23 protein-coding genes are annotated in these 24,949 nt (G+C 42.9%); 20 read left to right on the top strand and 3 right to left on the bottom strand.

Features of this window, described 5'->3' with window-relative positions; genetic code table 11:
• Positions 1-99 precede the first annotated feature (99 nt).
• The 9 genes from PBF_RS04995 (at position 100) to PBF_RS04955 (ending at position 10,263) form a co-directional block, all read left to right on the top strand.
• A complete protein-coding gene (locus PBF_RS04995; RefSeq protein WP_035327878.1) occupies positions 100-351 on the top strand; it encodes a DUF1146 family protein in 252 nt (83 codons plus the stop codon).
• Between the two features lie 553 nt (positions 352-904).
• Positions 905-1,645, top strand: a complete 741-nt coding sequence (locus PBF_RS04990; RefSeq protein WP_035327875.1) for a YwmB family TATA-box binding protein — start codon at positions 905-907, stop codon at positions 1,643-1,645.
• Positions 1,646-1,678: 33 nt separating this feature from the next.
• Positions 1,679-2,989, top strand: coding sequence for a UDP-N-acetylglucosamine 1-carboxyvinyltransferase (gene murA, locus PBF_RS04985; RefSeq protein WP_035327874.1), 1,311 nt, complete (start codon positions 1,679-1,681; stop codon positions 2,987-2,989).
• Positions 2,990-3,383: 394 nt separating this feature from the next.
• Positions 3,384-4,970, top strand: a complete 1,587-nt coding sequence (locus PBF_RS04980; RefSeq protein ID WP_035327872.1) for a sensor histidine kinase — start codon at positions 3,384-3,386, stop codon at positions 4,968-4,970.
• Positions 4,971-4,993: 23 nt separating this feature from the next.
• Positions 4,994-5,680 carry a response regulator gene (locus tag PBF_RS04975; protein ID WP_035327869.1) on the top strand — a complete coding sequence of 229 codons (687 nt, stop codon included), beginning with the start codon at positions 4,994-4,996 and terminating at the stop codon, positions 5,678-5,680.
• A 180-nt stretch (positions 5,681-5,860) separates the two neighbouring features.
• Entirely contained in the window at positions 5,861-6,838 is a 978-nt protein-coding gene (locus tag PBF_RS04970) for a tripartite tricarboxylate transporter substrate binding protein (RefSeq protein ID WP_035327866.1), read from the top strand.
• 13 nt (positions 6,839-6,851) lie between these two features.
• The gene (locus PBF_RS04965) at positions 6,852-7,301 is read left to right on the top strand and encodes a tripartite tricarboxylate transporter TctB family protein (RefSeq protein ID WP_035328383.1); all 450 of its coding nucleotides are present in this window, start codon (positions 6,852-6,854) and stop codon (positions 7,299-7,301) included.
• Between the two features lie 22 nt (positions 7,302-7,323).
• A complete protein-coding gene (locus tag PBF_RS04960) occupies positions 7,324-8,829 on the top strand; it encodes a tripartite tricarboxylate transporter permease (protein ID WP_035327864.1) in 1,506 nt (501 codons plus the stop codon).
• Between the two features lie 66 nt (positions 8,830-8,895).
• Entirely contained in the window at positions 8,896-10,263 is a 1,368-nt protein-coding gene (locus PBF_RS04955) for an SLC13 family permease (RefSeq protein ID WP_035327863.1), read from the top strand.
• Positions 10,264-10,314: 51 nt separating this feature from the next.
• Here PBF_RS04955 and tcuA read toward each other — a convergent pair whose 3' ends face one another.
• A complete protein-coding gene (gene tcuA, locus PBF_RS04950) occupies positions 10,315-11,814 on the bottom strand; it encodes an FAD-dependent tricarballylate dehydrogenase TcuA (RefSeq protein ID WP_035327861.1) in 1,500 nt (499 codons plus the stop codon).
• Between the two features lie 123 nt (positions 11,815-11,937).
• On the opposite strand from tcuA, the gene PBF_RS04945 reads away from it, so the two are divergent.
• Positions 11,938-12,795, top strand: coding sequence for a LysR family transcriptional regulator (locus PBF_RS04945; RefSeq protein ID WP_035327858.1), 858 nt, complete (start codon positions 11,938-11,940; stop codon positions 12,793-12,795).
• A gap of 105 nt (positions 12,796-12,900) precedes the next feature.
• On the top strand, positions 12,901-13,932 hold the full coding sequence (spoIID, locus tag PBF_RS04940; RefSeq protein ID WP_035327855.1) for a stage II sporulation protein D: 1,032 nt from the start codon (positions 12,901-12,903) through the stop codon (positions 13,930-13,932).
• 252 nt (positions 13,933-14,184) lie between these two features.
• Here the strand turns inward: spoIID and PBF_RS04930 are convergent, their stop codons facing one another.
• Positions 14,185-14,601: a VanZ family protein gene (locus PBF_RS04930; protein WP_035328380.1), complete on the bottom strand. Its 417-nt coding sequence runs from the start codon at positions 14,599-14,601 to the stop codon at positions 14,185-14,187.
• Between the two features lie 144 nt (positions 14,602-14,745).
• Between PBF_RS04930 and PBF_RS04925 the strand changes: the two genes are divergently transcribed.
• The 7 genes from PBF_RS04925 (at position 14,746) to PBF_RS04895 (ending at position 21,731) form a co-directional block, all read left to right on the top strand.
• On the top strand, positions 14,746-15,717 hold the full coding sequence (locus PBF_RS04925) for a M23 family metallopeptidase (protein ID WP_035327846.1): 972 nt from the start codon (positions 14,746-14,748) through the stop codon (positions 15,715-15,717).
• Positions 15,718-15,860: 143 nt separating this feature from the next.
• Entirely contained in the window at positions 15,861-16,466 is a 606-nt protein-coding gene (locus PBF_RS04920; RefSeq protein WP_035327844.1) for a pyroglutamyl-peptidase I, read from the top strand.
• A gap of 309 nt (positions 16,467-16,775) precedes the next feature.
• Positions 16,776-16,958 (top strand): hypothetical protein, encoded by a 183-nt coding sequence (locus tag PBF_RS04915; protein ID WP_035327835.1) that lies wholly within the window; start codon positions 16,776-16,778, stop codon positions 16,956-16,958.
• A 132-nt stretch (positions 16,959-17,090) separates the two neighbouring features.
• Complete coding sequence (locus tag PBF_RS04910) at positions 17,091-17,393, top strand: DUF4212 domain-containing protein (RefSeq protein ID WP_035328377.1); 303 nt, start codon at positions 17,091-17,093, stop codon at positions 17,391-17,393.
• A 95-nt stretch (positions 17,394-17,488) separates the two neighbouring features.
• Positions 17,489-19,159, top strand: a complete 1,671-nt coding sequence (locus PBF_RS04905) for a sodium:solute symporter family protein (protein ID WP_035327832.1) — start codon at positions 17,489-17,491, stop codon at positions 19,157-19,159.
• Positions 19,137-21,047 carry a DUF294 nucleotidyltransferase-like domain-containing protein gene (locus tag PBF_RS04900; protein WP_235192200.1) on the top strand — a complete coding sequence of 637 codons (1,911 nt, stop codon included), beginning with the start codon at positions 19,137-19,139 and terminating at the stop codon, positions 21,045-21,047. The genes PBF_RS04905 and PBF_RS04900 overlap by 23 nt, the downstream gene beginning before the upstream one ends.
• Positions 21,048-21,065: 18 nt before the next feature.
• Positions 21,066-21,731, top strand: a complete 666-nt coding sequence (locus tag PBF_RS04895) for a 3'-5' exonuclease (RefSeq protein ID WP_035327829.1) — start codon at positions 21,066-21,068, stop codon at positions 21,729-21,731.
• A 90-nt stretch (positions 21,732-21,821) separates the two neighbouring features.
• Here PBF_RS04895 and PBF_RS04890 read toward each other — a convergent pair whose 3' ends face one another.
• Complete coding sequence (locus tag PBF_RS04890) at positions 21,822-22,460, bottom strand: LysM peptidoglycan-binding domain-containing protein (RefSeq protein ID WP_035327823.1); 639 nt, start codon at positions 22,458-22,460, stop codon at positions 21,822-21,824.
• Between the two features lie 690 nt (positions 22,461-23,150).
• Between PBF_RS04890 and spoIIID the strand changes: the two genes are divergently transcribed.
• Both spoIIID and PBF_RS04880 read left to right on the top strand, forming a co-directional pair.
• The gene (spoIIID, locus tag PBF_RS04885) at positions 23,151-23,423 is read left to right on the top strand and encodes a sporulation transcriptional regulator SpoIIID (protein ID WP_009332173.1); all 273 of its coding nucleotides are present in this window, start codon (positions 23,151-23,153) and stop codon (positions 23,421-23,423) included.
• Positions 23,424-23,941: 518 nt separating this feature from the next.
• Positions 23,942-24,943 (top strand): rod shape-determining protein, encoded by a 1,002-nt coding sequence (locus PBF_RS04880; RefSeq protein ID WP_035327819.1) that lies wholly within the window; start codon positions 23,942-23,944, stop codon positions 24,941-24,943.
• Positions 24,944-24,949 lie beyond the last annotated feature (6 nt).

Below are 24,949 nucleotides of genomic sequence, written 5' to 3'. Positions count from 1 at the left end.
ATCCAGTCATGAAACTTACCTGATAGTATAAACGTCAAATGGTATTGTAGCGCACAAGGCAGGTAAGCGAAGTGGCATTGAATTGAAGGAGGGAAGAAGATGATATCAGGATTTGGGCAGCAGGCACTCATCAGCATTATGTCTCATCTGGTGTTTATTGCGCTGGCCTGGTGGGCGCTTCAGGCATTGCGGTTTGAAACCCTTTTGCGGGCGAATCATGTTTTTCAGGCACGTGTATTGTATGTTCTGCTTTCAATTGTAATTGGATCTTCCGTCAGCAACTTCTTTCTAGACTATCTTTTATGGTCCCAGCAGCTTCCGCTTATACTGCAGAACATAACCTTCCTATAGGTACTGTATTTGGTGGCTATATTTTTTATAATAATCTGGAACTATTTCTTGGAACTTTGATAGCTGTCTAGCTCCAGCGCCTACCCCCTCGAGGTCATAAGCCAATCCTCCCAGCAAGGCAAAAAACGCCTTACCGTGAGGCTCGTCTTATGCTTGAGGCCCGCAGGACAAGGAAGGCTTCGACAGCATAAACATCGCACGACCAAAAGCGACAGCTTTTGGGAGGATGCGGGTCATGCAGACGTTGCCACAGGACGTGGCGATCTTAGTCTGCGTTCCTTCGTGGGCAGGGCGCTTCCGCTTTTCTTGTAAATATAGGTCTTCATACATGTTTTCAATTTGACAATTATTGAGTAAAATCTTTTTGTTGCTTGTTTTTCTGCATACATACTCTCTTGTGAAATGATTTTCAAAGTATGCATACAAAGGCAGAAAGAGCAACGAAATAAACAGTGATTATGCTGCCTTTTCAGTTTGTCAAAAAGTGACGACAATTCCCAAGTATGCTCACTCTATCCTTGGTAACAATGGTACTAAGGGGAGGAGTTTACAGATGAAAAAATCATTCATTACATTATCTATTATTGCCATTATTGGTTTCATGATGATAAACATTGGGAATAAGACGACTGTAGCCAAAGGGGAGCTTGACCTGTTATCGATGGCCTCGGTTTTACAGGGCGAGAATATTTTAATCAAAGATTGGACTTTGCATGCGAGAGAAAAAATGGAAAGCCAAAACTTTCAGGAAATAAAAGCATTCACCAATGATCTGCAGTCGAAATATCCTGATTGGGAATGGAGCTTTCAAAAAACAGAAAAATCCTGGGAAGCAAAAGCTATTATTAAGCAAACAGATGCTCAGTCAGAAGCAGTAAAAATATTATCAACCCCCACAAAAGGTCAAGTTCAGACGTATGTGATTTATGAGGCCAAAGGTCAGGGGTGGAAACAAGAACAGAGCAAACTGGCTGCAGAACTAAATAGTAAGATTTCTGACATTTTTCGAGGAAATGCCACAATTTTCTCTTGTATCCAAGGCGAATTCAATGATAAGATTAATAAGTCTTTGCCTGATACTGCGACACAATTACTGGACGCTTTTAATGCGACAGAAATAGAGTCATTAAAAGAAGAGCAATTTATTTCAGCATCAGCAAATTCACCGCTTTTTGGTGAATCTATTGAGACAAATGGCAATGAAATGAACATGCAGCTTGGATTACGGACAAATGGAATGGGCGCCAAGACAAACATAGTTATTGGCACACCCATCATAACGATTGAATATTAATATAGAGAAATTGGACGCGGAGGGGAATACACTTTGGATAAAATCATCGTCCGCGGCGGAAATAGGTTAAGCGGTACTGTCAAAGTAGAAGGAGCAAAAAACGCTGTTTTACCGGTTATCGCCGCAACACTGTTAGCAAGTGATGGCAAAAGCGTAATTCGTGATGTCCCAACACTCTCCGATGTATATACTATTAATGAAGTATTACGCTATTTAAACGCCGAAGTGGAGTTTGAAAATAATACAGTAACAGTAAATGCATCTCGAGAGTTGAAGGTAGAAGCACCTTTTGAATATGTACGCAAAATGCGTGCTTCAGTTTTAGTCATGGGATCTTTATTAGCAAGAAATGGCCGTGCCCGTGTGGCATTGCCAGGGGGCTGCGCGATCGGTTCCCGCCCGATCGATCAGCATTTAAAAGGCTTTGAAGCGATGGGTGCGAAAGTAAAGGTTGGTAATGGCTTTATTGAAGCGGAAGCACCGGAAGGCCGCTTGCATGGAGCAAAAATATATCTCGATTTCCCTAGCGTGGGTGCTACGGAGAACATTATGATGGCTGCAACATTGGCTAAAGGCACAACGATTCTGGAAAACGTAGCAAAGGAACCTGAAATTGTGGACCTGGCTAACTTCCTTAATAAAATGGGTGCCAAGGTTAAGGGGGCAGGAACGGGCACGATCCGCATTGAAGGTGTGGACGTACTGTTTGGTGCAGAGCACAACATCATTCCTGACCGCATTGAAGCAGGTACATTCATGGTGGCAGCTGCCATTACAGGCGGAGACGTTCTTGTAAAGGGTGCTGTACTTGAGCATTCTGCTTCACTAATCGCCAAAATGGAAGAAATGGGTGTTACCTTCATTGAAGAAGCTGAAGGCATCCGTGTTATGGGTCCAGACAAGTTGAAGGCCGTTGATATTAAAACAATGCCACATCCTGGATTCCCGACAGACATGCAATCACAAATGATGGCCCTATTGCTTCACGCTCAGGGTACAAGTGTGATTACGGAAACTGTATTCGAAAACCGTTTCATGCATGTGGAGGAATTCCGCCGCATGAACGCTGATATTAAAATTGAAGGCCGTTCTGTAATCATGAACGGACCAAGCAATCTGCAGGGCGCAGAAGTAGCTGCGACAGACCTTCGTGCAGCCGCAGCATTGATCCTGACTGGATTGGTGGCAGAAGGCGTAACACGCGTGACAGAGCTGAAGCATCTTGACCGCGGATACGTGAACTTCCACGAAAAACTTGCTGCACTTGGTGCAGATATTGAACGTGTAACAGAAGTGGAAGAAATGCCTGTTAATAACGGCCTTGTTTCTGACATGAACGCATAAGTAATGCCAATCAAGGCGGCTTTTAAGAGTCGTCAAAATAGTCGCCTTGCGCGCATTTCAAACTGATACCGCAGAATCGAGCTGTCAGAGGACTGACAAATCGATTCTGCGGTTTTTTAATTCATGATGAACGTTGATAATTGTCTAGCACCAAGCCGAGCCTCCCAAAAAAGGAAAAGAAGGCCTTTCCGAGAGGCTCATCTTGTGCTTGTCGGGTGAGCACCTAGGGAAAGCTTTCTTGGATGTTCTTGACAGGAACAAGCGCTTTTGGTTCCGAAGGCGCTCGCGTTTTTCTTATTGGCCGACTAGTAAGAAGGATTCATGGATAATTTTGAATATTTATACTAATATAGTAGAAAAAGATGGGGAATAGTGAACAGCTGATGAAGATATCATGAAAAAATTCCTAAAGGTTTCATTGAAGGTGAAAATTCTGGGACTGGTCCTCATGCTGATTATATTCATCATCACTTCTTTATCAGGCTTATTTATTTATATGAAGCAGGCTGATGATGTGGTAAAAGCCAGGGAAATATCCTTGGAAACGGCCAAGACCCTGTCTTATATGCCTGCCCTGCAAGATTTCTTCCGGCATGGCGGCGAACATGAAAATATCAATATATTGATGGACCAGATTAAATATCAATCCAAGCCCATGACTGTATTTTTTCAGGGCCGTGATGGGAGGCTGATTGCTTCAACAGATGAGCAGGGTTTATATAAAATGCTGAACAATGACAATATTGATAAAGCGCTTACTTATGGGAGCTATTACGTTCTCCAGACAACGGAAAACGGCAGAAAGGTGCTTAAAGCGATTGCCCCGGTTTTGGTGGATTATGGACCATATAAAAAAGTCGAGGGTACAGTCGTTGTTTTATATGAAATGGATGCGATATACCTTTCTATTTGGGATGATATCGCAAAGATTCTTAAGGCCTCCATATTGATCTTAATCATTGGGATTTTTGGAAGCTTCCTTTTGGCCAACAGTATTCGTAAAGATACCCTCAATCTGGAGCCATATGAAATTGCCGCTTTGTTCAGAGAAAGAAATGCGATCCTGCAATCGGTGCGGGAAGGAATTATTGCAGTGGATGAACAAGGAGCTATTACCATGATGAACTCGTCTGCACAGCATATGCTGGATATTGAGGCACAGGCAGAAGGGCGGCCCTTAACTGATGTAATTGGTTCCTCAGAAATGTTAAGGATCCTTTCAAACAATGAAAAACAAATGAATGTTGAAATACAATACAAAGATAAAATTATGATTGTCAGTACTGAGCCGATTATTGAAGAAGAACAAAAGAAAGGGATGGTCGGAAGCTTCCGTGATCGGACAGAGATCAAGCATATGATTGATGCCCTATCAGAGGTTAGGCAGTATTCCGATGACCTGAGAGCTCAAGCTCATGAATTCACCAATAAGCTGTATGCCATTCTCGGCCTTCTTCAGCTGAATAGGAAAGAGGAAGCGATTAAGTTTATTAAAAATGAGGCCCATATCCATTCGATTGAGGAAGATTTGTTATTATCGAAAATAAAGGATGAAAAAGTCCAGGCCATTATATTAGGGAAAATGGCGCAGGCGTCGGAAAAGAAAATAAATTTTGTTATTGATCCAGAAAGCTCGCTGGAATCCCTTCCGGAAAAATTCAAGCTATCTTCCCTGATCATTATTTTGGGGAATCTCATAAATAATGCATTTGATGCCGTTGCAGAAAAAGAAGAAAAGATGGTTCATTTTTTTGTGACAGATATCGGAAATGACATTATTTTTGAAATCAATGACAATGGCAAGGGGATTAAGGAAGAGGATAAGCCATTTATTTTTCAAACCGGTTTTTCTTCCAAGGGAAAACATAGAGGATATGGTCTTGGAAATGTAAACGATGAAGCACGCTCATTAGGCGGAATGATTGAATTTGACAGTAATGAAGAAAATGGTACGGTGTTTTCTGTCTACTTGCCAAAATGATTATCTCTTAATAAAGGGGGAATTTGAGTGGGGTAATCAATGTGCTAATTGCTGAGGATGATTTCCGGATTGCGCAAATCCATGAAGAATTTCTATCAAGGGTTAAGGGCATGAAGCTAATCGGGAAGGCCTTAAATGCAGGGGAAACCATGAATCTATTGAACGTCCATCAAGTGGATTTACTGCTGCTGGATATATATATGCCGGATAAATTAGGAACAGATCTGCTGCTGGAAATCCGTGAAAAGTTTCCCGCACTGGATGTTATTTTGATATCAGCTGCCAGAGAAAAAGAATATTTGCAGAAAGCTATGAAGTTTGGCGTCCATAACTATTTGATTAAGCCGGTAACAATGGAGACGTTTGTCGGAACACTTGAGAAATATAGACATGATAAGCAGATTCTGGACTCAATAGTGGAAGTGAATCAGGATGCCATTGACCGGTTATTTGGAAGCCGCAAGGTGAAAGAAGATAAACTTGATTTGCCTGCGGGAATTGACTATCTTACCTTAAACAAAGTAAGCAAAATACTAAAGAAGGAAACGAAAGGCATGTCCGCTGACAAAGTTGGCGAAAAAATGGGTGCATCCCGGACTACGGCGAGAAGGTATCTGGAATACTTGGTAAGTGCCAATAAAGCGTATGTGGAGCAGGAGTATGGGATAGTAGGACGGCCGGAACGGAATTATTACATAAAGGAAGGATGAGGAAAAGTCCTAATGATCAGGGCTTTTTCTTTTTATAGTTATGTGAACCAATGAACAAATGAACATAATGAACAAAATGCATACAAAGGTTTATATGGACAATTTTTTGTAAACGTTTACATTGATTTGCTTAGAATTTATTATAAATTCAGAATAAATAACTTAAAAGGAGTGGAAACCATGAAAAAAATTGGAATATTACTATTATCTGTATTATTGCTGGCGGCATGTTCATCAGGTAAAGCATCTAACAGTGCAGATTACCCTTCGAAGAACATTGAGATTGTAGCCCCTGCATCTCCGGGTGGCGGATGGGATTTGACTGCCCGATCCGTACAGAAAATCTTAAAAGATAACAAACTAGTTAAGAGTAATGTAAATGTCATTAATAAGCCGGGAGGCGGCGGTGAGGTGGGCTGGAACTACTTGCACAGCAAAGACTCTCATAACCTTGCAGTAAATTCGAGTTTGCTCCTGACGAATAATTTACTGGGACAAAGCAAGCTGACACACAAAGACTTTACTCCGTTAGCAACTCTTGCCACTGAATGGCAGGCAATAGCCGTTTCGGTTGATTCTCCATATAAATCCATCAATGACCTAATGGAACAGATCAAGAAGGATCCAAAGTCTATTAAAATTGGAGTTGGCCCTGGATTAGGAAATGATGACCATCTAGCCTTTGTACAGGTTGCTGACATGAAGGGAATTACCCCTGCAGACTTGAATTTCCTTGTTTATGATGGAGGCGGGGGAGATGTGGTTACCGCTTTGATGGGGAACCATGTAGATGTTGTAACCACATCGTTATCAGAGGTTAAGGATCAGCATTTGGCAGGAAAGCTTAGAATCTTGACTGTATCCTCTGATCAGACATTGGAAGAGCTCGAAGATGTGCCTACACTCCAGGAAGAAGGAATAGACATGGTCTTTCCACACTGGAGAGGAATTATGGGCCCGCCTGACATGACTGAAGAAGAAATTAAATATTGGGATGAGAAGTTAACGGAAATGGTTAAAACGGATGAATGGAAGAAGCTGCTTGAAAATAATGACTGGGATGACTTCTATCAAAATAGTGAAGAAACCAAAGCGTTTTTTGATGAACAGGAGAAGTTATATAAAGATCTGATCAATGATTCCGGATTGGTTAAGTAAAGGAGCGATTGGGATGAAAGCTGTCAAAATAGGAATGCCTTTGTTAATGATCATCATTGCCAGCGTCTTTTTAATCAGCTCATTCGCCATTCCAAGGGCAAATCTCGGAAACCCAAACGGACCTTTGTATTTTCCGATAGGATTAAGTATTTTCATGCTGGTACTTAGCATCATTTATCTCATTAACGAATTAAAAACCCTGCATGAACGTAATGGGAAAATCCAGGGGCTTTTTGAGGGGAGAACATTGAAATTAATAGCAGTAACCATCGCCTTGGGAGTGATTTACGCTTTTATTTTCGAACCTTTTGGATTTCTGATTTCAACCATTCTTTTTCTGGGATGTCTGCTGTTCTATGTGAATGGATGGAAGAAGTGGAAGGCTAATATTATTGTCACGATTTCATTTTCGTTTATAACCTGGTACGGATTTAGTGAATTATTGGGAGTGAGTTTACCATAAATTATGGAGGTGAGAAGTTAGTATGGATGCTTTCTTGCAGGGGTTCCAGATCGTTTTACAGCCAATGAATATCTTTTGGGTAGTAATTGGCGGGTTTTTAGGCACCATCGTCGGCATGCTCCCAGGCCTGGGGCCAGCTACAGCTGTAGCGGTGCTAATACCCATTACTTTTGGGATGGACCCGACAAGTGCGATCATTTTAATGGCAGCCATCTATTATGGTGCCATGTATGGCGGCTCAAGAAGTTCGATTCTCCTCAATACACCGGGCGATGGATCTGCAATCGCGGCCACCTTTGACGGATATCCGATGGCTCAAAAGGGACAGGCAGGAGAGGCAATGGCCATCTCCGCAGTGGCTTCCTTTATCGGCGGTGTACTGGCGGTCTTTGGTTTTATCTTTTTGGCAAAACCGCTGGCAAACTTTGCTTTAAAATTTGGCCCATCAGAATATTTCCTATTAATGCTTTTAACGTTATCGGCAATTGTATCACTTTCAATCGGTAAAATGGTGAAAGGCTTCATTGCCATGGCGCTGGGTCTGCTGATTAGTACTATTGGAATTGATCCCCAGACGGGTGTGCACCGTTTTACAATGGATATTCCTCATTTAAGTGAAGGAATTGAATTCCTTATTGTTATTATCGGTGTTTATGCAGTAGGAGAAGTTTTTTATAACTTTTTAACAATTGATAAGGTAAAAAAAGAAAAGAAAAAGGTCGGCAGAATCTGGTTTACCAAGGAACAATGGAAAAGGTCGAAGTGGCCGATACTCCGCAGTGCTCCATTAGGCTTTATTGTTGGTGTCCTGCCCGGAGCGGGAGGTTCAATTGCTTCCATGATGAGTTATTCCTCCGAAAAGCAGCTATCAAAGAAGCCAGAGGAGTTCGGTGAAGGTGCTGTTGAGGGACTTGCAGCTCCGGAATCATCCAATAATGCTGCTTCTGTTGGGGCAATGATTCCGCTTTTGACCATGGGAATTCCGGGTTCAGGCACGACTGCGGTTATGCTGGGAGCTCTTATCATGCTGGGAGTGAGGCCGGGGCCATTGCTTTTTGAAAATGATCCTGGAATGGTATGGGCCCTGATCAACAGCATGTTTATTGGAAATATCGCACTGGTCATCATCAATATTCTCCTTGTCGGCTTATTGGTGAAAATCCTGGATACACCAGCTAAGGTCCTGTATCCGCTTATCATCATGCTGGCGTTTATAGGCACATACACACTCAGCTACAGCACCGTTGACTATTTCCTTCTGCTTCTTTTTGGCGTAATTGGGCTTTTCATGAAAATAATGGACTTCCCAATTGCCCCGCTGGTGCTGGCAATTATTGTAGGCGGGGATATGGAGCAGAATTTCCGGATGGCCCTGACTTCATCTAACGGCAGCTTAAGTATTTTCTTCTCTTCTGGCATATCGATTACACTGATCGTACTGACTGTACTATCTTTGTTCTATCCAATTGTGATCAATAGGTTCAAGAAGAGAAGCAGAAATGGTGATAAAGAAGCTATCTCCGCTTAATATGAGTCCAGGAAAATCCACCAAAACAATGGTGGATTTTCCTGTTTACCCCGAAGGAGTAACATTATGAACAAAAAAATTCTAATGTTGATAGCAATCGCGCTGTATCTTTTCTTTTTTATCCTTCCGATGCAATGGGATATAAAAGTACAGTCTCTCATAGCGCTTGTGATCATCCAGCTATTATGGGTCGGAAACGTATTTCCCCTGGCCTACAGTTCACTATTAGTCATGCTGATGTTTTCCTTTCATTTTTTTACTTATGAAGAGGTGCTGGCCTATATCGCCTCTGATGTGGTCTGGCTGCTGGTTTCGACATTTATCATCTCAAGGGCCTTTATCGATACTGGTTTAGCCGACAGGCTTTCCTTAATGATTTTGAAATGCTCTCGCGGTGCGGGCAAGGTGCTTGTCTTCATCTCGTTTTTCCTTGTCTTTATTTTATCGGTCCTTGTACCATCTAATGTTGGCAAAGCAAGCTTAATTTCCTCCGTATTTGATAGTCTGATCAGAAGCTTAAAGTCAATGGACGAATCGAGCAATCTGGCGAAAGCCTTGTTCATCGGCATCACCTATCTGATTCCGATTACAGGGGCTTTTGTTGCAACAGGAGCAAGTTCAACGATCTATGCTTACAGTCTTTTGTCCGATAGCGGCAATCATATTGATTATCTGCAATGGACTCTTACTTTTGGAGTGCCAATTGCGATTTTTGCCGTGCTGCTCGGTCTTGCATTCATCATCATGTTTCCGCCGGAAAAAATAAACAAAGAACATTTGCTGTGTCTGCTTGAAGCCAAAATCAGTGAACTGGGAAAGATCAGTGCAAGAGAAAAGAAAATGCTTGCGATTATGGGCGTTACACTTGCTCTATGGATCACACAAAGTATGCATGGATACTCAATTCCCCTCATTGGACTTTTGGGCGCTTGTTTGACCATATTCCCGGGAATCGGAGTCTGGGAATGGGAGCGGGCAAGAATATCGATTAATTGGGATATCGTTCTGTTCTTTGCTTCTACGCTCATGGTATCAGGCATGCTGTTAAGTACAGGCACCATCGATTTGCTGGTAAAGTATCTTACCCAAATCCTTGCCCTGAAGACTCCGTTTATGACTGCTTTGATCCTAATTCTATTAACTTCATTGATGAGGATTATGTTTGTGAATGTCTTAGGTTTCCTGGCCATTATGCTCCCTTTAGTTATTTCTCTGGGGGATGTATTAACCGGCTTCCCTGCCATGAACCTGGTGAAGGCAGTGCTTTTGGCAGGTATTCCAGGCTTCTTCTTTATCACACAATCACCTGTCCATTTAATCAGTTATTCATATGGCCATTTTAGTGAGAGAGATTTGCTTAAAGCAGGTGCTGTTTCTTTCTTGATTTGGATCGGGGTTATTTTAGGAGCGTTCGCATTTTATTGGCAGGGATGAGGCAGGTTGAAAAATAAATGGCGTGCTCATAACCTGAGCACGCCATGTTGTTTATTTAATTGAAGCCCTGGATTGATTCACTGCGAAGGATGCAGCCTGAGATCCGGCGACTTTGCCATAAACGGCACCGGACATTAAACCTGATCCGCCTGGATAGTTTTTATAAAAGATTCCGCCAACCATCTCTCCTGCTGCAAAAAGCCCTGGAATGGGGGTCTGTTCTTTATTTAGTACCTCTCCATCTGTATTTACATGTAGTCCGCCAAATGCAAAGGTAATTCCGCATGTAACCGGGAAGGCATAGAAGGGTCCTTTCTCAGCCCGCAGTGCCCAGTTTGTTTTTTCAGGAGTGATGCCTGATGTTGATTTTCCATCTTTGACAGACGGATTATAATCACCATCTTGAACAGCATCATTATACTCGTGAATCGTCTTTAGAAACTGTTCTTTTTCAACAGGGATCAGTTCAGCTAATTCCTCAAGTGTGTCTGCCTGGTAAACAGTTGCTTCCTCCAGATTATATTCTTTGCGCAGAAGAGGTCTCACTTGGCTATCAAAGATCTGGTAAGCAACATGTCCAGGCTGTTTTAAAATTTCCCGTCCATATTTCGCATAGGTATAGTTCCTGAAATCGGCCCCTTCATCCACAAAGCGGTATCCTTCTTTATTTAACATGATTCCCAGCGGGTATGAATGCTTCTTGAAGATATCGCCTGGCTTTGTGAAATCCCCGACCTTTGGAACATTATAGTCTGTACCAATGGAGTGGCATCCTGACCATTCTCCAAATGTTTCGGCTCCAGCCTCAATCGCCATATTGATTCCGTCACCTGTATTGAATTCTGTGCCCCGGACAGCAGCTGCTTCCCACTCAGATCCTAAATTCCTGGAGCGCATTTCTTTATTGGCTTCAAAGCTTCCACATGCAAGCACGACACTGTTTGCCTCTACGGTAAGTTCTTTCTCTCTTTGCTTAACAACTGCGCCAGTGATTCTGCTGTCTTCCGTCAATAGCTTTGTTGCCTGAGCCTCATACCATATATCAATGCCTGCTTCCTTGGCACGCTGGAAAAGTGCCTTCATTAAGCCAATTCCTTTTTCCTTCGTTTTAACAGGAAGGCCGCCCCAGAAGTGAATTTTATCATCCTTTTTAAATGATTGATTATCATAATTCAGTTCAAATTCAACACCCTGCTCCTTCATCCAGACGATTGTTTCATAAGACTTTGAAACAAGCTGATTTGCCAGCTCCTTATGGCTCTGGCCTTCCGTCACCCTCATTAAATCATTATAATAGTCAGAATCACTGTACTCCGGCATAACAATGTTACCGGCTTCTTCATCTGTCAATGATGGCATGATTCTTCTGATATCGCTTAAATCGTTATAAGCAAAACGGATGGCCCCATCTGTAAAATAAGAATTGCCTCCGCGCTTATGTTCAGGACCTTTTTCAAGAACCAGGACGCTTGCACCATACTCCTTTGCCGAAATTGCCGCACATAGTGCCGCATTGCCGGCTCCCACCACTACTACATCATATTTAGCCATTTTAAGTTCCTCCCGACGGATGTTTACTATTTATAACTTTATTGTAGGGGGAATGGTAAAATAAATGAAATATTGATATTTTATTGTTAACGATAAAAAATTTCTATTTCAATGGAGGCTGAAATGGACGAAAAAGATTGGCTCATCCTGCAGACGATCCATAAAGAACGAAATATTACGAAAGCTGCGGAACAGTTGTATATCTCGCAGCCTTCCTTAACATATAGGATTCAACAGCTGGAAAAAGAATTTGCTGTAAAAATCCTATCACGCAGAAAGAGAGGAGTGGATTTTACATCCGAAGGGGAATATTTAGTGGAATATGCCAATAGGATGATTCATCAGCTAAGAGAAACGAAGGATTTTCTCAGCAGCATGGAAGGGGAAGTAAGAGGAACATTAAGGCTTGGCGTCTCGCAAACGTATGCCAGATATAGATTGCCTGAAATACTGGCTGCATTTCTAATTCAATATCCACAGGTAGACTTGAAGTTAAAAACCGGCTTCAGCTATGAGGTCATCCAAATGATTCATAAAGAAAAGGCGAATATTGGCATTGTCCGTGACCCTTATGATTGGAAGGGGCCAAAAATGTTAATAGATGAAGAGAGAATTTTCCTTGTTTCAAAGGATAAAGTCAATTTAGAACAGCTTCCATTTCTGCCAAGAATAGAGTATAACACGGACCCATCCTTAAAAAATATAATCGATCTTTGGTGGAAGGAAAACTTCAACCTTCCTCCGGCTATTACAATGGAAGTAGATATTATTGATACATGCCGTGAAATGGTTCTGAATGGGCTGGGTTATGGAATTCTGCCGGAAATTTGCCTTAAAGGCTGCAAAGATTTAAACACATGGGAATTGAGCTATAAGGGTGAAAAGCTTTACCGGAAAACATGGCTTGTATTTAATGAAAGTTCAATGGATCTCTCAGTTTCAAAAGCTTTTATCGAATTTATCCGGGGCAGTAAAGCTTAGATTGCATAATTCACATTCCTGTTCATTAAGTTGTCATATTAGCTTGTCCATAGCCATAAACATGAATTGAGTTCGAATTATTTATTTGCTATGGAGGCTTAAAACATGACAAAATTCAAACCTTTCATCGTACTAGCCGCACTGTTGTTTGCCGTCACGCTCATCGTTCCTTCCCTGCTTGTAATTCCTTTTACAGAAGGAAATGTCAGCGGAAAGCTTGGTGAGGAGCTCAAGACTGATGCCAAGAAAGAGACGGCGGCAGAAATTCCTCAAGGGCCAGCCATAGAGGTAGGGGTCTACCGCCTTGCACAGAAAAAGCTGGAGACGGTACCGCTTGAAGATTATATTGTCGGAGTGGTAGCATCGGAAATGCCGGCCGAATTTGAAGAAGAAGCTTTAAAGGCGCAGGCATTGGCAGCAAGAACATTTATTGTGAAACAAATGATGAACAAAGATAGCGTGGAACTTCCTGAAGGGGCATTAGTGTATGATACCGTAACCCACCAGGTTTATAAAAGTGAAAGTGAACTTAAGCAAATTTGGGGACCTGATTACAAATGGAAAATTCAAAAGGTTAAAGAGGCAGTGAACTCAACAAGAGGCCAGATTCTCACCTTTGACGGCTCACCGATAACAGCCTCCTTCTTTTCAACAAGCAATGGCTTTACCGAAAATTCCGAAGCCATCTGGCCAAATTCCGTTCCTTATTTAAAAAGTGTAGAAAGCAAATGGGACCTTCAGTCTCCTAAGTTTAACGGCAGAGAGGTATTCACTGTTCAGGATTTTGAAAGGAAATTGGGTGTAAAGCTTCCAAATGACAGCACCATCGGCACAGTGACTGAGCGAACAGCCGGCCAGAGGGTTTCAAAAGTGGATATTAACGGGAAAGTAGTCAGCGGAAAAGACATCAGAGAGAAACTGGGCCTTAAATCAACAGACTTTACCTGGGAACGCAAAGGTGACAACATCATTATCAACACCCAGGGCTACGGCCATGGGGTCGGTATGAGCCAATACGGCGCAAATGGCATGGCAGCTGAAGGAAAAAGCTACAAAGAAATCGTTGCCCACTATTATAAAGGGGTGGAAATTGCAGCGTCTGACCAATTGCTGACGAAAGTAACGGCTAAAAAATAAATGAAAGAGCTGATTGTTGGAATCAGCTCTTTCTGTATGTTTTGGCTGGTATGATCTACTGAGTTGATTTGGAGCGGAGGGCACTTGATCCTCGAAAATGCTAACGCATTTCCTTCGTGCGGTGTTCATTCGAGGAAGCATATACAATGTCCTGCGGGAGGAGAGGGAGCGGGAGACCTCACAAGCGAAGCCGAGAGCTCTGTTCCTCCCCGCGGAAAGCAAGTGCCCGCAGCGGAAATCAACGGGCACAATTCAAAGACGCCTTAATAATAACAAGGAATCTCCAAGCCGTTTAAATCGCCCATAAAAAAGAGCCCTGCTGATAAAATACCAGCACACCGCCACACCGGTAATATCCTTAACAGCGTCAATCACAGTTGCAGACCGGTACGGTACAAATGATTGGTGGATCTCATCGAGGATTCCGTAGAAGCACGCAAAACTAGCCAAAAGAATATTCACTCCCGGCGTCAGCTTACCTGCAGTCAGCGCTGCCAGAACCAGAAGAACATATAAAATACCAAACTCAATCAGATGCATAGATTCTTTTATAAACCGGTCCACCGCCAAATCAGGCAGCTCCACCACAGCATCAGCAGGCATGCTGGACAGGCCCCAAATTAGCGCCATATACAGGAATGGCAGTACACGTAGTAACCACTTAACCATCATTCAGTAACTCCTTTTAAAAATTTTTTCTCAGATCATGCATAATCCAAAAACGTTTGTCGAAAAATAAGACCAAAAAATTTTTTTTGAGAAATGTATATAATCCTCTCAATCTGTTCAGACTGATTGCTGAGGTGATGATAAATGAGAGAGGAAGAAAAGAAACGATCTTCTCAAGATTCCAGCTTTAAACGCTTTATGAAAAAGCGGTGGGCATTCCCAGCAATCTACATTGCAAGTGCAGCAATCATTCTAACCGGTGTACTTTGGTACCAGACTAGCGACAACGCTACAGATACTGACAGCTATGATTATGAAGCCACTGATATTACCGGCAAAAAGTACGACGAGCCAGCATTGGAAGTTAACCGGGCAATGGAAAACTTCGTAATGCCTGTCAAAGACCCAGACTCAGCTGTCATTCAAAAACAATTCTACGACTATGACGGCAAGGCTGAAGAACAGGAAGCTGCTCTAGTATTTTACAATAACACATACCATCCGAACACAGGTATTGATATTGCCACTAAGGATGGGGAAACATTTGATGTCCTTGCTGCATTAAGCGGAAAAATTACCAAGGTAGAAGAAGATTCACTGTTGGGCAATGTCATTGAAGTTGAGCATGACAAAGGAATTGTAACACAATATCAATCTGTTACAGAGATGAATGTTGAGGTTGGCGACGAGGTAGAACAAGGTGATGTCCTTGCAAAGGCAGGCGAAAGCTTGTTTAATGAAGAAGCAGGCGTACATGTACACTTTGAAATCCGCAAAGATGGAACGCCGGTCAATCCGCTTGATTTCTTCAATAAACCGTTAAGCTCTTTACAGGAGCTGGACACAGCTGACAAAGCAGATGCTGAAGAAAACAGCGGTGCAACTGAAGAAAACGATGAAACAGCTCCTTCTGAGGACAAGTCCGCTGAAGAGTCCGGTGCAAGTGAAGGCGAAGGTTCTTCTGAAGAATCTGGTGCTGAAGATGAAAATGCCGGAAATACAGAAGAAGACGAGTCTGCTGATACAGAAGAAGACCCAGCTGGATCTTCTGAAGATGAAGGTCAAACTGACGACCAGATTGAAGAAGACACTGCAACTGAATCAACTGACGCATAATCATAGAGAGTCTGCCGAAATGGCAGGCTCTTTTTTGGTGACAGGCACCACCCGAATTTTGTCGAATCACTATTTTTTCGACAATTCCGTCATTATCCTGTATAATATTTCGAAAAACGAAGTGTTATGCAGGGGGAGAAGACATGAAGAAGCTGCTGTTAACCGGATTTGAACCTTTTCTTGATTTTCCAATTAATCCGACGGAAAAGATTGTGAATGCATTAGATGGCAAAACGGTTGGAAACTATGAAATCATAGGGCATCTGCTGCCGGTTGATTTTAATCTTGCACCAAAGAAAATAGTAAAGGAAGTAGCCGGGAAAAGGCCGGACGCAGTGATTTCTCTCGGGTTGGCTGCCGGACGGACAGCCATCACTCCTGAGAGAATCGCGATCAATTGCCAGGATGGCGAGCCGGATAATAGCGGAGTCGCACCTGAAGACAAATTGATAGAAGAAAATGGTCCCGATGGCTATTTCTCCACCCTGCCGATCCGGCGGATGGTTAATAGACTTAAGGAAGCGGGATATCCTGCAGCAATCTCAAACACAGCGGGGACTTATCTATGCAACAATGTTATGTATTCCGTGCTTCACCTGCTAAAATCGACAAACACTGAATTACCGGCTGGTTTTGTGCACATACCTGCATCCCATGCACTGGCGGCTGCCAGTAAAAAAGGCATGGCAAGCTGGTCAGATGCAGATCTGCAGGAGGCAATTACGCTGATCATAAAAGAATTGGACTAAAGGAGCCGGATAGGCTCTTTTTTTCTGGCAGTTTTCATTATTACTATAGTGTTTTCCTCTAATGCCCTAAAGTTTCCTCCATCCAATTTTGCTGACTAAAACCCTTATATATTAAGGAATTGACTAAATTCTTCAAAAAAATTTATAGATTTTCCCAGCATGTACTTGACCTGGAAATGATTTTTGTACATAATGAAGTATGAATTTTCTTAAAATTAAATGAAATCAGAAAACGAATTAATTGCCCATCTTGAAACATAAACGGAAAGCGGAGAAATGACAGCGCTTTCTAAAAAGGGGGAAACCAAATTGCTTCCGTTACTGTCCATGATGATCATTACAGGGATATGTCTCTTTCTTGCTCTAAGGAAGAAAAGGCCAATCTTCCTGGCAGTCCCATTTCTATCAATCTTTGCTTACTTCCTCGTTCAAATCATTCTTGTTCCCGCACCTTTCATGGATACAGTCAAATTTATTTTCAGTTTAAGGTAATGGTTTTGTCCGGATAATGGATCCGGTAAAATAGCAGCGATTCAGCTGCACATATCAGAATTAAGGAGTGATTCCGGGCCAATAAAATCTGTTCATCAAAATTTGATTATCATTTTTACCGGGGGTGGAGTTTTGAAGAAAATCGATAAAAAAGTAGCGGACAGTTATTTCCGCGAAAAGACTCGGAATATGATCATTTATTTTGCTATTGGCTTTCTTGCCTCTTTTGGAGTGGTCTTTTTTGCAGAACCATTGAGCGATATTACTATTAACGGATTCCCATTCCATTACTTTATGGGCGCACAGGGGGCTGTACTGACGTTTATCATTCTGCTGTTTGTTAATGCAAAAATGGGAGATGCGATTGACCGGAAATATGGTATTGATGAAAACAAAAATGAACAAATCAGTTCAGGGAAAGTTCTTGATCATTAATTAACGAAGAATGAGCGGCTGTTTTTAAGCTTCCGCTATACAGAGAGATAAAAGGGGCGTCATAAAAAAATCGATCGAAAAAAAGGGGGATGTTCTTGGATACACAGTTTTTGGTCTCATTATCTATCATTTTAGCTACATTTGCTTTGTATATTGGCATAGCTATTTACAATAAGGCCAAAGAAACTTCTGAGTTCTATGTTGCCGGCCGCGGAGTGCCGCCGATCTTCAATGGAATGGCAATTGGTGCTGACTGGATGAGTGCCGCTTCCTTTATCGGGATGGCAGGAACGATCATGCTTCTGGGCTATGACGGTCTTGCCTATATTATGGGCTGGACGGGAGGATACCTGCTCTTAACCTTCCTGCTGGCACCACAGCTGCGAAAATACGGCCGCTACACGGTTCCGGAATTCATCGGTGACCGGTTTGACAGCCACACAGCACGGGTGATTGCAGCCCTTTGTACAATCATCATCAGCTTCACCTATTCGATTGGCCAGCTTTCCGGTTCAGGAGTGGTAATCGGCCGCCTGTTTGAAATTGATGCAAAGCTTGGAACCATGATTGGTGTCGTTCTCATTGCCTTTTATGCAGCATTCGGAGGCATGAAGGGGATTACCTGGACTCAGGTTGCTCAGTATGTCATTTTGATTATCGCTTACTTAATTCCTGTCATTTTCATGGCACTGCAATTAACAGGAAACCCTATGCCATGGATTTCCTACGGTGAACTTGTCGGAAAAATGGGTGAGCTCGACCGCGAATTGGGAATCTCTGAATACTTTGCGCCATTTACCAATGGAACGAAGTGGCAGTTCCTTGCACTTATGTTTACACTGATGGCTGGTACAGCAGGACTTCCGCACGTAATTGTCCGTTTCTATACAGTGTCAACGATGAAGGCAGCGCGCTGGTCAGGAGCATGGGCATTGCTGTTCATCGGCTTGCTTTATCTTTCTGCACCTGCATACGCAGCATTCTCCCGTTTCATTTTAATGACGCAGGTTGCCGGCAGCAAAATTACGGAGCTGCCTGCCTGGACGAAGACATGGGTTGACACAGGCAAGCTCCAGGTAGCGGATGGCAATGGCGACGGAGTTCTTCAATGGAAGGAACTCATTATCTCGAATGATATTGTCGTTATGGCGACCCCGGAGATTGCCAACCTTGGCATGTTTGTTATCGGCCTGGTGGCAGCAGGGGCAATGGCTGCTGCGTTATCAACGGCCGGAGGTTTGATGATTGCGATTTCTTCCGCATTTGCTCACGATATTTTTTACCGGGTGCTAAAACCGGATTCAACGGAAAAAACTCGTCTTTCTGTTGCCCGCTGGTCCATTGTCATCGCCACTCTTCTGGCCGGCGTAATCGCGCTTAACCCGCCAGGAGCTATTACGCAAATTGTTGCCTGGGCATTTGCGCTAGCGACAGGGACATTCTTCCCGGCGCTCGTTCTGGGTGTCTGGTGGAAGCGTTCAAACTCCCAGGGAGTTATTGCCGGCCTGCTGGTCGGGTTAGGTGTGACGTTGGCGTACATCTTTGCAGCTAAATATGGAGGATTTACAATCCTGGGAATCATTGATACAGGTGCCGGCGTGTTTGGTGCCACAGCTGCATTTGCAGCTAATATCATTGTTTCTTTAATGACAGCTGCTCCTTCGCAAAAAATCCAGGAGGAAGTTATGGATCTTCGCTATCCGGAGCAAATGGTATATAAAGATGGTGAAGTATGGATGAACGATGATGGATCAAAATCTGTATAACCTATACAATCTGGAGGCTGTGCGGTTCCACCCCTTTTTTCATGAGGTGGAATCTGACACAGCCCTTTCACTTCTGTCCATGTGCGAAGTACGCCACTATAACAAAAATGACATGATCCTGAAAAAAAATAAACCGCGTGAAGGCCTTCTGCTCCTTTTAGAAGGTCTTTCAGAGGTATTCGTGAAAAACGACCACAGCGGGAGGGAGGAAGTGCTTGAAGTAGTCCAAACAGGAGAGCTGATTGGATTTTCCAGCCTAGCCGATTTCCTGGGTGTTTCCAAACAGATCACTAAAGAACTGGTCGAAGTCAAAGCGTCCAGTGAGGTTAGAGCGATGCTCATTCCGTTTGAAGTGGTGAGAAAAAGATGGGATGATCCTGCAGTTCATGATTACCTGCTGACTCAGGTATCCGTCAGATTGAAGGATGTATACACATCACTTGCAGAACAGGTCAAGCTTGCGACAGATTATGGGGAAAATGATGCATTCATGATCAGGGTTCAGGATGTCATGAGCAGTGAGCCAGCCGCAGTCAGCCCGGCTGCAACCATCCAGGAAGCTGCCCGGCTCATGCTAAAAAGAAAGATTAGTTCGGTCCTCGTAACAGAAAAGGATAGCTTAAAAGGAATTATTACGGAAAGAGATATTGTGGAATGGGTTGCTGCTGAAGGGGCAGATATTACGGCTCCAGCAAGCACCATTATGACAGCGGGTCCAGTCACGGTATCAAGGACAGCTTATTATTATGAGGCCCTTTCACTGATTCTGTTCAAGGGAATCAAACACCTGCCTGTAATGGAAGATTCAAAGATCGCAGGGATTGTGACACTATCAGATTTGCTGAGAAAGAAAAATGAGAATGTGATAAAGACGGTTCAAAGTATCGAAAAAGCCGATCGTGACAGCCTTCCGCAAATAAAAACCGGCATCTATGAGATAATTGATTCTTTAATAAGAGATCGTGTTCCTATTTTAAAAACGCTTGAGATCATTACAAAGCTATACGATCGCATGAGCGGCAGAATTATAGAACTATCTATTTCTGAACTGAGGGAAAAAGGGCTGCAGCAGCCATGCGAATTTGCTTTCTATCACATGGGCGCAAGCGGCCGTGGAGAACAGTTCATGCTCACAGATCAGGACCATTTCCTGGTTTATGAAAGCCAATCGGAGGAAGCTGGCGATTTTTTTGAAGAGCTGGGAAAAAGGATCACTTCTAACATGGAGAGTGCCGGTTATGCACGGTGCAAAGGGCTCATGATGTGCAGTGAGGAGAAATGGCGGGGTTCACTGTCGGTATGGGAGGAGCGGCTGCGAACCTGGATGCTTCAATCCACTAATGACAATTTATTGTTAGCGCAAAACTTTTTCTCCTATCGGCTCATTGCGGGAAGTGAAGGGCTGCATGCAAAATTTGAAGCACTGGCTCGGGAGCATATGAAAAGGTCCAGAATTTTTTTATACCGGCTGGCACACCTTGAAAGGGAACATCCCATTCCTACGCTGGATCAGCCGCTCCGGTCCTTATTTAAGCTGCAGCGCAAGAGCATGGATATGAAAAAAGAAGTTTTATTTCCCTATCACCATAGCCTGCAGATACTGTCACTCATGCATGGGAAACTATCAGGGACACCACTTGAAAAAATAGATTTCCTGCAGGAAAGGCAGGTATTCTCAAAGGAGTTTGCACACGATTTGAGAGGGTCTGTAAGCACTATACTGACGCTGTATGTCACCCAGCGCTGGCAGCAGAAAAAAAACGGTGCCGCTCCATCTTCCGTTGTCTCATTTTCCAGAATGTCTACCCGTGAAAAAGAAGAATTGATTCTAAGCTTAAAGACATTAAAAGAGCTTCAGAGCCTGGCAATTGCAAGATTCTCATTATAGCTTTAAAAGGAGGCTGGTATGTTTTTTCTCAGAAAAAATGTGACATGTTCGTTAAGATATGAAACTATTCCATTATCCACTCCCCTTGAAGATCTGAATTTTATTGTTTTTGATACGGAAACAACAGGATTTCAGGTTTCTGCGGCAGACCGGATCATTGAGATTGGCGCCGTTCCGGTAAAAGGATTTCAAGTGCAGGAAAAGGACCTTTTTCAGACATATGTTAACCCAAAACGACAAATTTCTCGGGAAATAAAAGAATTAACCTCTATTTCCGATGAGCTGGTAAAAGATGCCCCGCAGGCCTTGGAAGCTATTCAGAGCTTTTTTGAGTATGTCGAATCGAGGGAGGCAGTATGCCTGATTGGGCATTATGTAAGCTTCGATGCTTTGGCTATAAAGAGTGAATGTAAGCGCGCAAAGCTTGCATTAAAAAATTTCCTGACCATTGACACGCTGGATCTGATTGGATTTATTGCTCCGTCTTACGATATGCGTGACCTTGAAAGGTATGCCATGGCATTCGGCACCCGCATATATGACCGCCATCGTGCAGCGGGGGATGCTTTAACGACCGCTTACCTGTTTGTTGAGCTGCTTTTTCAATTACAGCAGAGAGGCCATAAAACCTGGGGGGAGTTGATTAAAGCAACTGACAGTCAAATGAGATCACTGCATTATTAAGCGTCAGACATATGTGGTTGGAATGTTGATGAGCGGGTGGGTGATATGGTTTAACGAGGAAAAGCCGGCTGAATCCGGCTTTCCATCCCTTTATTGAATATTGATCAGAGCATCGTCCTTGTAAACCACAAGGATTTCTTTTCCTGACATGTTCTGATAAGATGTTGCTGTCCCATACGGTACCTTTAATGTGAAATAATCATCCCCGTTTTTAAATTCCACAGTAAAATTGTCGGCAGCACCGGTGATGACTGCCTTTGTTCTGGAAATATCCCCTTTAATGATTAATTTTTGATTGATGAGGACCATGTCCCTTTTTAACTTGTTCAATGTTTTCAACTCATTGACATTCATACGGTAGCGCTTTGCGATTCCCCAAAGTGTGTCGCCCGGCACCACGGTATAAATAGCTGTTTCATTATTGAAGGGTTCTTCTGTATGTCGCTCAGTCCTAACCTCCAATGTCTGCCCTGGATGGATTGTGTCAGACTTAAGCCGGTTAACCGCTTTCAATTCTTTAACAGTCATATCATGTTCCATGGAGATTTTATATAAAGTATCTCCCTGCTTCACTTTATAGAATCCTGTCAAAGCATGAGTTTCTTTTGCTGAAGTGCTAAAACCGGCTGACGCAATTACTGCCGCAAAAACGGTGCTGGCTGCGGTCATTCCTCTAGCTTTCATCTTCTTTCTTTTATCATTTTGAATTCTTTCCTTGCGAGTTTGCATTTTATATTCATCCTATTCTTTGGAATATTATGGTTTTAAAACCAATTAAATGAATTGTTTACCGAAAAAAATAGTACGGGATAATGATCCGCTTCACAATAGGGAGGAGTTCCTGGCTCTTTTCCCTTGTTTCCGAAAATCCATATAGTTCAATTCGCTCTGTAATTCCTAGATATATGCAATTACCTGATGCTGATGAAATGGTTTGTTGTCTTCTAAGTGAATTAACCGGCAATGGGGGATTTTGTCGAATCTGCGGGAAAAGTCCTGAATATTATCCGTGGAACTATAGAAATTAGGAAAGTTGCCGCCGGTCTAAAGACTGCTTAATTTTCAATTACCCCAAAGGATTTTTTGAAAACATTTCTTATATTGACTTTCAGATGTCCTATATTCAAAAAATTTACACAAAACCTTGTCCTTATTGCGTTTTTCGTGCATATTCCCTCAACCAAGCTAATAAACTGTTACAAACCTTACAAAGAGAATGTATGAGGTGAGGGATCGTTTTATTAAACTAATGAATATGTTGAGGACATGTTTAATTATCGCAAACTGAAAGCAAGCTTTCAGGCGCATGTACGATTAACTTCAATTAATCAGGAATCCATGCGGAATACAGTTAAAAACCAGACAGAAAGCGAGTCTCATTTCACACTTCTCACATCCAAATTGGGGAGGGCGAGTGGTGTGCACGATTACATCAAAGAGAGAACTATCAAGATTGGAAAGTATATCGTGGAGACGAAAAAAACGGTTCGCGTAATTGCGAAGGAGTTTGGCGTATCCAAAAGTACAGTCCATAAAGACTTGACGGAAAGACTGCCTGAAATCAATCCTGAACTGGCAAACGAAGTAAAGGAAATCCTGGATTATCATAAATCGATCCGCCATCTGCGCGGCGGTGAAGCCACTAAAATGAAGTATAAGAAAGAAGAAATGGAAGAAGAGCCAGTTAAATGAAAAGAAACAAATGGCGCCGATAAGGGTGTCAAAGGTTAAAGACTGCCATTTTAAACACAGTCACGGCTAATTTTCAAAGCTGTACATGAACCTCAATTGCGGCTCCGGGGGCTAAAAGCTCATAAGCTGTTTCCATAGCCTGAACCCAGGCTTTGCTCTATGGATTTAAGCCCCTTCTTAAGTCGCCTGCATCCTTTTCCCCATTTCGACAAAAACCCTCAAAAAGTCTCACAAAATCTGTCAAAATGTTACTGCTTTCACAAGGAATGTGTTAAAATATAAAATTAGGATAGAAACTTGGTTCGTAAAGACTAGGACTCCTAAAGAGACGCCGGGCAAAATCATTTCTTTTATTAAAGAACTGATTTTTTTGCGTGGCTTGAACTGCTGTTGCGAATAATGATTTGATCATCTAACTAAAAAATTTATAAGCGAAGTTCGCTTTAAGAATGCCTAAATAGAGAGAGCCTTCAAAGGTGCGGACAGAAGCTGGCCATGTTGCAAGGAGGAAAAAAGAAATGTTTGCTAGGGATATTGGGATTGATTTAGGAACAGCCAACGTGCTAATCCACGTTAAAGGCCGCGGTATTGTGCTTAATGAACCATCGGTAGTGGCAATTGACCGAAATACAAACAAGGTGCTGGCCGTAGGAGAAGAGGCACGCCGCATGGTCGGCCGTACGCCGGGGAACATCGTGGCAATCCGCCCGCTAAAAGATGGGGTTATTGCCGACTTTGATGTAACAGAAGCGATGCTGAAGCATTTTATCAACAAATTGAATGTTAAAGGCTTCTTATCAAAGCCGCGCATTCTGATCTGCTGCCCGACAAATGTAACAGGTGTTGAACAGAAAGCAATCAGGGAAGCCGCTGAAAAAAGCGGAGGCAAAAAGATTTATCTTGAAGAAGAGCCAAAGGTTGCAGCCATCGGAGCAGGCATGGACATCTTCCAGCCGAGCGGCAACATGGTCGTCGACATCGGCGGAGGTACAACAGATGTCGCGGTTTTATCCATGGGAGACATTGTGACGTCTTCATCCATAAAGATGGCCGGAGATAAATTTGACAACGAAATTCTTCAATACATCAAAAAAGAGTACAAGCTTTTAATCGGTGAAAGAACAGCTGAAAACATTAAAGTAACGATTGGGACTGTATTCCCTGGCGGCAAAAACGAAGAAATGGAAATTCGCGGCCGCGACATGGTATCAGGTCTTCCAAGAACCATTACAGTTCGTTCCGAGGAAGTTCAAGGGGCTTTGGCAGAATCCGTTGAAGTCATCGTCCAGGCTGCTAAAAGCGTACTGGAACGCACACCGCCTGAATTGTCTGCAGACATCATTGACCGCGGGGTAATTTTAACAGGAGGCGGCGCACTTCTTCACGGAATCGACCAGCTTCTGGCTGAAGAGCTGAAAGTCCCTGTTTTAATAGCAGAGAATCCGATGGATTGCGTAGCTGTTGGAACTGGCATCATGCTTGATAATATTGACAAGCTTCCGAAAAAGAAGCTTGTATAACTTAGG

Origin of the sequence: Cytobacillus firmus DS1 (assembly GCF_000565285.1) — a bacterium.
In the GTDB taxonomy this organism is placed as follows: domain Bacteria; phylum Bacillota; class Bacilli; order Bacillales; family Cytobacillaceae; genus Cytobacillus; species Cytobacillus firmus_A.
Note: the sequence above shows the minus strand (reverse complement) of the source record. Positions and strands in the feature narration are given on the sequence as shown.

Bases quoted from the DNA above. Each gene is read 5' to 3' on its own strand.
- PBF_RS04995 (WP_035327878.1), top strand. From the start codon at position 100: ATGATATCAGGATTTGGGCAGCAGGCACTCATCAGCATTATGTCTCAT.
- PBF_RS04990 (WP_035327875.1), top strand. From the start codon at position 905: ATGAAAAAATCATTCATTACATTATCTATTATTGCCATTATTGGTTTC.
- PBF_RS04980 (WP_035327872.1), top strand. From the start codon at position 3,384: ATGAAAAAATTCCTAAAGGTTTCATTGAAGGTGAAAATTCTGGGACTG.
- PBF_RS04970 (WP_035327866.1), top strand. From the start codon at position 5,861: ATGAAAAAAATTGGAATATTACTATTATCTGTATTATTGCTGGCGGCA.
- PBF_RS04965 (WP_035328383.1), top strand. From the start codon at position 6,852: ATGAAAGCTGTCAAAATAGGAATGCCTTTGTTAATGATCATCATTGCC.
- PBF_RS04960 (WP_035327864.1), top strand. From the start codon at position 7,324: ATGGATGCTTTCTTGCAGGGGTTCCAGATCGTTTTACAGCCAATGAAT.
- PBF_RS04955 (WP_035327863.1), top strand. From the start codon at position 8,896: ATGAACAAAAAAATTCTAATGTTGATAGCAATCGCGCTGTATCTTTTC.
- tcuA (WP_035327861.1), bottom strand. From the start codon at position 11,814: ATGGCTAAATATGATGTAGTAGTGGTGGGAGCCGGCAATGCGGCACTA.
- PBF_RS04945 (WP_035327858.1), top strand. From the start codon at position 11,938: ATGGACGAAAAAGATTGGCTCATCCTGCAGACGATCCATAAAGAACGA.
- spoIID (WP_035327855.1), top strand. From the start codon at position 12,901: ATGACAAAATTCAAACCTTTCATCGTACTAGCCGCACTGTTGTTTGCC.
- PBF_RS04930 (WP_035328380.1), bottom strand. From the start codon at position 14,601: ATGGTTAAGTGGTTACTACGTGTACTGCCATTCCTGTATATGGCGCTA.
- PBF_RS04925 (WP_035327846.1), top strand. From the start codon at position 14,746: ATGAGAGAGGAAGAAAAGAAACGATCTTCTCAAGATTCCAGCTTTAAA.
- PBF_RS04920 (WP_035327844.1), top strand. From the start codon at position 15,861: ATGAAGAAGCTGCTGTTAACCGGATTTGAACCTTTTCTTGATTTTCCA.
- PBF_RS04900 (WP_235192200.1), top strand. From the start codon at position 19,137: ATGATGGATCAAAATCTGTATAACCTATACAATCTGGAGGCTGTGCGG.
- PBF_RS04895 (WP_035327829.1), top strand. From the start codon at position 21,066: ATGTTTTTTCTCAGAAAAAATGTGACATGTTCGTTAAGATATGAAACT.
- PBF_RS04890 (WP_035327823.1), bottom strand. From the start codon at position 22,460: ATGCAAACTCGCAAGGAAAGAATTCAAAATGATAAAAGAAAGAAGATG.
- PBF_RS04880 (WP_035327819.1), top strand. From the start codon at position 23,942: ATGTTTGCTAGGGATATTGGGATTGATTTAGGAACAGCCAACGTGCTA.